The sequence below is a fragment of the Mesorhizobium sp. WSM4976 genome, from assembly GCF_029625685.1.
GTDB lineage: Bacteria > Pseudomonadota > Alphaproteobacteria > Rhizobiales > Rhizobiaceae > Mesorhizobium.
The window spans coordinates 45,001-47,500 of the sequence record NZ_JARTVT010000003.1; the positions used below are offsets into that span (position 1 = coordinate 45,001).

Annotated in this window: 2 rRNA genes (1 of these 2 cut by a window edge); both read left to right on the forward strand. The window is 54.8% G+C overall.

Annotated features, from left to right (window positions below):
• Nucleotides 1-2,132: ribosomal RNA gene (locus P9272_RS04280) — 23S ribosomal RNA — on the forward strand; it begins 693 nt to the left of the window's first position.
• 205 nt (nt 2,133-2,337) lie between these two features.
• Nucleotides 2,338-2,452 (forward strand): 5S ribosomal RNA (rrf, locus tag P9272_RS04285).
• Nucleotides 2,453-2,500 lie beyond the last annotated feature (48 nt).

Sequence of the window (2,500 nt, forward strand, 5' to 3'; positions counted from 1 at the left end):
CGAAAGCGAGTCTGAACAGGGCGTTCAGTTCGTCGCATTAGACCCGAAACCGAGTGATCTAGCCATGAGCAGGTTGAAGGTAAGGTAACACTTACTGGAGGACCGAACCCATAACTGTTGCAATAGTTCGGGATGACTTGTGGCTAGGGGTGAAAGGCCAATCAAACTCGGAAATAGCTGGTTCTCCGCGAAATCTATTTAGGTAGAGCGTCGACCGAATACCCCAGGGGGTAGAGCACTGGATGGGCTAGGGGTCCTCACCGGATTACCAAACCTAACCAAACTCCGAATACCTGGGAGTACTAGTCGGCAGACACACGGCGGGTGCTAACGTCCGTCGTGAAAAGGGAAACAACCCTGACCTACAGCTAAGGTCCCCAAGTTATGGCTAAGTGGGAAAGGATGTGAGGATCCCAAAACAACCAGGATGTTGGCTTAGAAGCAGCCATCATTTAAAGAAAGCGTAACAGCTCACTGGTCTAAATAAGGGTCTTTGCGCCGAAAATGTAACGGGGCTAAAGCCATACACCGAAGCTTAGGGTTCGTGAGCAATCACGAGCGGTAGCGGAGCGTTCTGTAAGCTGATGAAGCCGTACCCGTGAGGGGCGGTGGAGGTATCAGAAGTGCGAATGCTGACATGAGTAACGTAAGGGGAGTGAGAGACTCCCCCGCCGAAAGACCAAGGGTTCCTGCTTAAAGTTAATCTGAGCAGGGTTAGCCGGCCCCTAAGACGAGGCGGAAACGCGTAGTCGATGGGAACCACGTTAATATTCGTGGGCCTGGAGGTAGTGACGGATCACACAAGTTGTCCAATCTTATCGGATTGAACGGGCAGCGGAGTGGTTCCAGGAAATAGCTCCTCCTTATAGACCGTACCCGAAACCGACACTGGTGGTCAGGTAGAGTATACCAAGGCGCTTGAGAGAACTATGCTGAAGGAACTCGGCAAATTGCACGCGTAACTTCGGAAGAAGCGTGACCCTTTTTAGCGCAAGCTAGGGAGGGTGGCACAGACCAGGGGGTAGCGACTGTTTATCAAAAACACAGGGCTCTGCGAAGCCGCAAGGCGACGTATAGGGTCTGACGCCTGCCCGGTGCTGGAAGGTTAAGAGGAGGGGTGCAAGCTCTGAATCGAAGCCCCAGTAAACGGCGGCCGTAACTATAACGGTCCTAAGGTAGCGAAATTCCTTGTCGGGTAAGTTCCGACCTGCACGAATGGCGTAACGACTTCCCCGCTGTCTCCAGCATAGACTCAGTGAAATTGAATTCCCCGTGAAGATGCGGGGTTCCTGCGGTTAGACGGAAAGACCCCGTGCACCTTTACTATAGCTTTACATTGGCATTCGTAGTGGCATGTGTAGGATAGGTGGTAGGCTTTGAAGCCTGGGCGCCAGCTCAGGTGGAGCCACCCTTGAAATACCACCCTTATTACTATGGATGTCTAACCGCGGCCCGTTATCCGGGTCCGGGACAATGTATGGTGGGTAGTTTGACTGGGGCGGTCGCCTCCTAAAGAGTAACGGAGGCGCGCGATGGTGGGCTCAGAACGGTCGGAAATCGTTCGCTGAGTGCAATGGCATAAGCCTGCCTGACTGCGAGACTGACAAGTCGAGCAGAGACGAAAGTCGGTCATAGTGATCCGGTGGTCCCGCGTGGAAGGGCCATCGCTCAACGGATAAAAGGTACGCCGGGGATAACAGGCTGATGACCCCCAAGAGTCCATATCGACGGGGTTGTTTGGCACCTCGATGTCGACTCATCGCATCCTGGGGCTGGAGCAGGTCCCAAGGGTATGGCTGTTCGCCATTTAAAGCGGTACGTGAGTTGGGTTCAGAACGTCGTGAGACAGTTCGGTCCCTATCTGCCGTGGGTGTAGGAATATTGAAAGGATCTGTCCCTAGTACGAGAGGACCGGGATGGACGGATCTCTGGTGGACCTGTTGTGGCGCCAGCCGCATTGCAGGGTAGCTATATCCGGACGGGATAACCGCTGAAGGCATCTAAGCGGGAAACCCACCTTGAAACGAGTATTCCCTGAGAACCGTGGAAGACGACCACGTTGATAGGCCGGGTGTGGAAGAGCGGCAACGCTTGAAGCTTACCGGTACTAATAGTTCGATAGGCTTGATCGTTCTCATTACTCATATCCATCAGCGCTCACGCATGAGCGGCCCCTTCGGGGCCAAAGCTTAAGCGAGGGCGCCGGACGACCGGCGACGCGCAGTCGCGCTTGCGGGCATCGCCCGTCGGCAAAACGCAAATGTCGCCTTGGCACAGACGCGACGATCCCTCGGATCGCGCTTGAACAGCTTCTCGATTGAACATGCGTTTTGCCGACCTGGTGGTTATGGCGGAGCGGCTGCACCCGATCCCATTCCGAACTCGGCCGTGAAACGCTCCAGCGCTGATGGTACTTCGTCTCAAGACGCGGGAGAGTAGGTCGCTGCCAGGTCTGCAAAGCGCATGTTCAACTCTCATCTTCTCTCTACGATAACGGCCC